General features: G+C 42.4%; 5 protein-coding genes and 1 tRNA gene. 3 read left to right on the top strand and 3 right to left on the bottom strand.

The genetic code is table 11. The features are described from left to right. Nucleotides 1-112: 112 nt before the first annotated feature. A tRNA-Thr gene (locus R7H07_RS23835) sits at nucleotides 113-188 on the bottom strand. 205 nt (nucleotides 189-393) lie between these two features. Between R7H07_RS23835 and coaA the strand changes: the two genes are divergently transcribed. Then, nucleotides 394-1317 carry a type I pantothenate kinase gene (coaA, locus tag R7H07_RS23840; RefSeq protein ID WP_005388683.1) on the top strand — a complete coding sequence of 308 codons (924 nt, stop codon included), beginning with the start codon at nucleotides 394-396 and terminating at the stop codon, nucleotides 1315-1317. 7 nt (nucleotides 1318-1324) lie between these two features. On the opposite strand, the gene birA is transcribed toward coaA, so the two are convergent. Both birA and murB read right to left on the bottom strand, forming a co-directional pair. Continuing rightward, entirely contained in the window at nucleotides 1325-2290 is a 966-nt protein-coding gene (gene birA, locus R7H07_RS23845; protein ID WP_170894214.1) for a bifunctional biotin--[acetyl-CoA-carboxylase] ligase/biotin operon repressor BirA, read from the bottom strand. Further along, nucleotides 2287-3330, bottom strand: a complete 1044-nt coding sequence (gene murB / locus R7H07_RS23850) for a UDP-N-acetylmuramate dehydrogenase (RefSeq protein ID WP_017633745.1) — start codon at nucleotides 3328-3330, stop codon at nucleotides 2287-2289. Before murB ends, birA begins: the two co-directional genes overlap by 4 nt. 101 nt (nucleotides 3331-3431) lie before the next feature. Between murB and R7H07_RS23855 the strand changes: the two genes are divergently transcribed. Both R7H07_RS23855 and pssA read left to right on the top strand, forming a co-directional pair. Next, nucleotides 3432-3863, top strand: coding sequence for a GNAT family N-acetyltransferase (locus tag R7H07_RS23855; protein WP_017821963.1), 432 nt, complete (start codon nucleotides 3432-3434; stop codon nucleotides 3861-3863). 71 nt (nucleotides 3864-3934) lie between these two features. Beyond that, nucleotides 3935-5275 (top strand): CDP-diacylglycerol--serine O-phosphatidyltransferase, encoded by a 1341-nt coding sequence (gene pssA, locus R7H07_RS23860; protein WP_033907507.1) that lies wholly within the window; start codon nucleotides 3935-3937, stop codon nucleotides 5273-5275. The last annotated feature ends 629 nt before the right edge of the window (nucleotides 5276-5904 follow it).

Here is a 5904-nt window from a genome sequence, read left to right on the forward strand (position 1 = left end):
GGGACGGATTCGAACCATCGAAGGCAGTGCCGGCAGATTTACAGTCTGCTCCCTTTGGCCACTCGGGAACCCCTCCAAATTTTCAAGCCATTCAGACTACTAAAGGAAAGAATGGTGCCGACTACCGGAATCGAACTGGTGACCTACTGATTACAAGTCAGTTGCTCTACCTACTGAGCTAAGTCGGCATAAGTGGTGCGCATTCTATTGAATGATTTTCTAGGTTGCAATAGTAATTTGAAAAAAAATCATAAATTTCGATTTTTTAGATTCGTTTGCTGCAAATTCGTACAAACTTAGCTTTTTTAAAGCAAACTTCGACCTTTGTCGTTTGCTTTGAAGTTCGCTTGATGTATGTTCTTGCTTCTATTAAACCAAGGATAAAAGAGACCCATGAGTCCATTTTTGTCATTTGACCGTGCAAATTGGGCCGAGTTAAGAAACTCTGTACCGATGACACTTTCTGAAGACGACTTGACTGCGCTTCAGGGCATTAATGAAAACCTAACCATGGAGGAAGCGGTAGAGATCTACCTTCCTTTGTCTCGTCTTTTGAATCTGTATGTCCAAGCTCGTCAAAGCCGCAATTCCGTATTACAACAATTCTTAAATACAGAGGAACATGCTCCCCCTTTCGTAATTGGTATCGCTGGCAGTGTTGCTGTAGGCAAAAGTACGACTGCTCGTATTCTAACGGCATTGCTTTCTCGTTGGGAGAATCATCCCAAAGTCTCCTTGGTTACAACAGATGGCTTCCTATATCCGAAAAAAGTACTAGAAGAACGCGGTATCATGCATCGTAAAGGCTTCCCTGAATCCTATGATATCAAGCGTTTAGTCGAGTTCATGTCTGACGTAAAGGCAGGAAAGCCCGATCTTGAAGTACCCATCTACTCTCACATCACGTATGACATTACTGATGAACTAAGAAAAGTGGATAGACCGGATGTTCTTATTATTGAAGGTTTAAACGTTCTGCAAAGTGGAATGGACTATCCACATGACCCGCATCGTGTCTTCGTCTCTGACTTTTTAGATTTTTCAATTTATGTCGATGCAGAAACAGAGACCATTGAACATTGGTATGTAGAACGCTTTTTAAAGTTTCGCCAAGGGGCCTTTACGAAACCAGGCTCTTATTTTAGCCACTACACACAACTCTCTGTCGATGACGCAAAGAAAAAAGCGAAGCAAATTTGGCATGATATTAATGGGCTCAATTTAGAATTGAATATTCTTCCAACTCGAGAGAGAGCCCACTTGATTCTACACAAAGGCGTTAACCACTTAGTTGATAAAGTCTCGTTGCGAAAGTAATCGAAGATTAGTCACTTTTACGCAACGAGATTTCACCACCAATATAAGTCTCTAGTCCTTGGGAGGTTTCGATTAATATTCCACCTTGATGATCGATGCCTCGAACGACGCCATGTACCTCTCTAGGCCCAATAAGCAGTTTGACCTGACGATTAAGGAAATTGTCTAACCGATTCCAACGTTCGATAAAGCCAGTAAGCCCTTTCATTTCATATTCGACAAGTGCAGAATTCCAATGCTTGATAAGAGTCATTGCTAGAACATTTCTATCGATCTTGAGACTCTGATTTACTTGGTTCAACGTGGTCCATGGCTGGTCAATCTCAGGCTGGTCGTCAGGCATTCCGATATTCAGGCCCATCCCAATCACTAGATGAGCAGCCCCACCGGCCTGACCCGACATTTCAACCAAGATTCCGGCCAGTTTTTTATCTTGATAATACAAGTCATTCGGCCACTTGAGTTTAACACCTTGCATGCCTACTTCTTCCAGAGCTTCCACTGCGGCAATCCCAATCACCAAGCTCAAGCCCATTGCCGCAGCCATTCCTGCATCCAGTCGCCAATACATAGAGAGATATAAGTTAGAGCCAAATGGTGAGACCCATTGTCTACCGCGGCGACCACGCCCTTGTGCTTGATATTCAGCAATACAAACACGGCCCTTTTCCGAATCCGCGACCCTGTCGAGCAAATATTGATTCGTTGAGTCAATCACAGGGACGAGTTCAACAAGTGACTCCGAGCTAGTGGTAAAGAGAGTCTCGTCTAACAGCTGCAATGGTGAGGCTAATTGGTAACCGCGCCCTTGCACTCGATAAATATCAATACCCCATTCACTAAGACCTTTAATGTGCTTAGCGATTGCCGCTCTGGAAACATTAAGATCGTCGCCCAAAGCTTCTCCTGAATGAAACTCTCCATCACTTAATAACTTTAAAATATGAAGTTTCGTAGAGTGATCTTTTCTCATCTAGATGCCTCGATCTGAGTCAAATTGGTCTCCCCGGTACGATTGAGAAAGCGTACTTCATGCTCAAGTATGATTTGGTATTTGTCCCATACTGTCTGCTTCACTAAAGAAGCAAGCGCGACAATGTCATCAGCACTACAATTATCCATGTTGGTCAAAACCAAAGCTTGCATAGGGTTGACCTGCGCACCATGTACAGACTTCCCTTTTAATCCACATTGATCAATAAGCCAACCAGCAGCAATTTTCATTCCTCCTGAAGCTGGGTAGGCCACTACGTTAGGGTATTTTTTTGTGAGTCGATCATAGTGATCTTGCGTGATCACTGGGTTTTTAAAGAAACTACCTGCGTTACCTCTCTTGGTTGGATCTGGCAGTTTTGCCTTTCGCACTTGGCATACTCGTTCGAAGATAGAAGCAGGGCTGAGTTGTTCTTCTGGGATACTTTGTAAAGGACCGTACTGGTTAATCGGCTGCCATTGCTTCGCCAACTTAAGCCCTAATGCGGTGATAAAGCACTTTCCGTGCAACGCATGTTTAAATATGGAATCCCTATAGGCAAACTCACAGTCTTGGGCGTGCATTCTTTTGTTTTCAAACGTAGTTAGGTCAAGAACATCTACATAATCACAGATGTCTTTTAGCTCTAGGCCATACGCACCAATGTTCTGAATAGGAGCCGAGCCAGCACAACCTGGAATCAAAGCTAAGTTCTCGATCCCACCGATCCCCTGATTCACACACCAGGAAACCAATTCAGGCCAATCTTCACCACCGGCAATATGTAATAGGTAGTGCTCATCCGTTTCCGTGACTTCTTTACCCATGATTCGATTAACAATCACTAATCCCTCAAAATGTTCTGTAAAAAGAACATTACTTCCTTTACCTAAAAAAAGTTTCGGTAAATGGGTGAATCTTGGGTTTTGAAATAGCTCAATAACATCTTCAAGCGACTCAACGATAGCTAAATAGGAACACGATTGTTCAATTCCAAAAGTATGGTAAGCCTTTAGGCTCGCATTTGTTTTAATTTGCATAGTAGGTTTGCAACACCAGATAAGATTCTCTTAAACTGTCGACATTCTACATTAGTTATCTTTTAACCGCAGTGACAATACCAGACTCATTAATCATAGAAGTGTTAAATCCCATCAAGCTCCCCCTCATTAAGAAACTATACAAAGCGTATTACCCTGCGGGTCGAGCCAAAAAAGATGAATTGATCATTACAGCAAGCCATAAAGGTGAAATCATTGCGTTACTACGTTTAAAAAGTGTAGATAAAGTTCGTCTATTGACAGGAATGTTGGTCATTCCGAAAGTTAGGGGAACAGGGATTGGAAAAAAACTACTAACTCATTGTAAGAACAATGTTTTCACTGATGGCGATTATTGCTTCGCGTTTACACATCTCGAATCCTATTATTCCAAGCATGGATTCACAACAATTGATTGCTCTGAGCTACCACACCCGCTAAAAATGGCATTTCAACGTTACGTAGATAGCGGTAAAGATCTCATTCCAATGCAATTCATCTCTTCAACGACATCAAAACGCGTGCTTTTGTAGCCAGGTAAATCATATCTTTGATAAAATGGCAGGTTCGCAATATTGCACTAAACTAAGGTACTCATACCGATATGATAGTAAGTAGGAATCCATTCGAACAGTTGCCAAGTCTCGCTGTCAATCCGGAAGACTTTGATGTTCTGTATTCAGCAGAATCATTCAGAACCCGTCTTTTAGATGCTATCAGCAAAGCAACGTCGCGAATTTACCTAGTCGCTCTATATCTGGAAGATGATGAAGCTGGACGTGAAATTCTCACTGCGCTTTATGAAGCGAAACAGCGCAATCCTGGGTTGGACATCAATATCTGTGTCGACTGGCATCGAGCGCAGCGTGGCCTGATTGGTGCGGAGACATCTGAGGGTAATTCAGCGCTTTACAAAGCATATGCCAGTAAGTACCAACACCCAATCCCTGTCTATGGCATACCAGTGCGTGGCAGAGAAGTTTTTGGGGTACTGCATTTAAAAGGCTTCATTGTCGATGATACTGTTATCTACAGTGGGGCGAGCTTAAATAACGTTTATCTCCATTATCATGAACGTTATCGATTTGATCGTTACCATGTGATTCGACATGAATCTTTAGCGAATTCAATGGTGCAATTCATTCAGGAAGAAATGATTGCTCACCCTGCCGTTAATGATCTTGCAGGAAAAGATAAGCCAGAAACCAAAGAAATAAAGTCGGCGATTCGCCAACTGAGGGCTTCTCTTGCTCAAGCCAACTATAAGTTTGAAGACCAAGCTGCAACAGAAGAAAGTGTAAAAGTCACTCCGTTAGTTGGGCTAGGCAAACGCCGTAATCTGCTCAATCAACAGATTGTAAAGTTATTGGCAGCAGCCCAAGACGAAATTTTCATTTGTACGCCTTACTTTAACTTCCCTAAAGCACTTCATCGTGAAGTGAAACGAGCCATGAAGCGTGGTGTGAAAGTAACTATTGTTGTGGGTGATAAAACCGCCAATGACTTTTACATTGCACCTGAGGAAGACTTTAAAACCATTGGCGGACTTCCATATCTTTACGAAGTGAATTTGCGTCGCTTTGCGAAAACCAATGAAGCGAATATCGCCGCACGTAAATTGTCAATTCACCTATGGAAGCATGACAATAACAGCTTCCACCTTAAGGGTATTTGGGTTGATAAACGCTATATGCTACTTACTGGGAATAACCTAAATCCACGTGCTTGGTCACTCGACCTAGAAAATGGGCTACTCATACAAGACAATTATGCGAAGCTCACTGAGAAGTTTGAAGACGAAGTTTCGCGTATTCTTGAGCATACTCACCTTATCTGTACCTATAAGCAATTAGAGAAAGTAGAAGACTATCCTATAGGGGTACAGCGACTGGTCAGAAAAATTACCCGCCTAAAGGCAGATGGTGTTTTAAAACGTATTCTTTAGACATCATTTCTCGCTCTAAAGTACGTCGAGATTTTTATACTAAGCCAACCGCTTTAGCAGTTGGCTTTTTCATATAATCCATTTGGAATACTTAACTATTTTCTAGTACCGCTAGTGAGCACATAACCACTTAGATCTAGAGCGACTCTCTTAATGGGTTTGAGCTTTGACGTTTGTGAGTATTCCGCATAGCTTACAGCCTCGAGCTAAGCTACCCCTCTCTGTTCTGGCGCTTCTTACCCTTTGGCGATATATTTTTTCTGAGACTCATCAAATGTTCAGCGTCGAAAATCATCACCTCGCTAATGAAGAGCTCCTTCAATCTTTCACCTTCCAATTCGTTTTTTCTTTCTCATCAAGATTCAAGTCGTTGAACGCCTTTGAATACCATAGATTACTTAGGCTTGTTTGTAGGTCATATTGCCTTTCCATAGCATCAACGGCCTATATTATTAGAGCCTAGTGTGTAATTACGCAGAGTTCGCTTAGTAGGGATTATGTGAAATAGTCTAGTTAGGTGTATAAACACTCTTCAGGGAAACGTCGCAGTAGAAACGAAAAAAGCCTCAGTCTTTCGACTGAGGCTTAATATAAGTGGCGGAGTGGACGGGACTCGAACCCGCGACCCC

It is taken from the genome of Vibrio sp. Vb1127, from assembly GCF_033338735.1.
GTDB lineage: Bacteria > Pseudomonadota > Gammaproteobacteria > Enterobacterales > Vibrionaceae > Vibrio > Vibrio alginolyticus.

Coding starts and splice junctions, on each gene's coding strand:
- coaA (WP_005388683.1), top strand. CDS start 394: ATGAGTCCATTTTTGTCATTTGACCGTGCAAATTGGGCCGAGTTAAGA.
- birA (WP_170894214.1), bottom strand. CDS start 2,290: ATGAGAAAAGATCACTCTACGAAACTTCATATTTTAAAGTTATTAAGT.
- murB (WP_017633745.1), bottom strand. CDS start 3,330: ATGCAAATTAAAACAAATGCGAGCCTAAAGGCTTACCATACTTTTGGA.
- pssA (WP_033907507.1), top strand. CDS start 3,935: ATGATAGTAAGTAGGAATCCATTCGAACAGTTGCCAAGTCTCGCTGTC.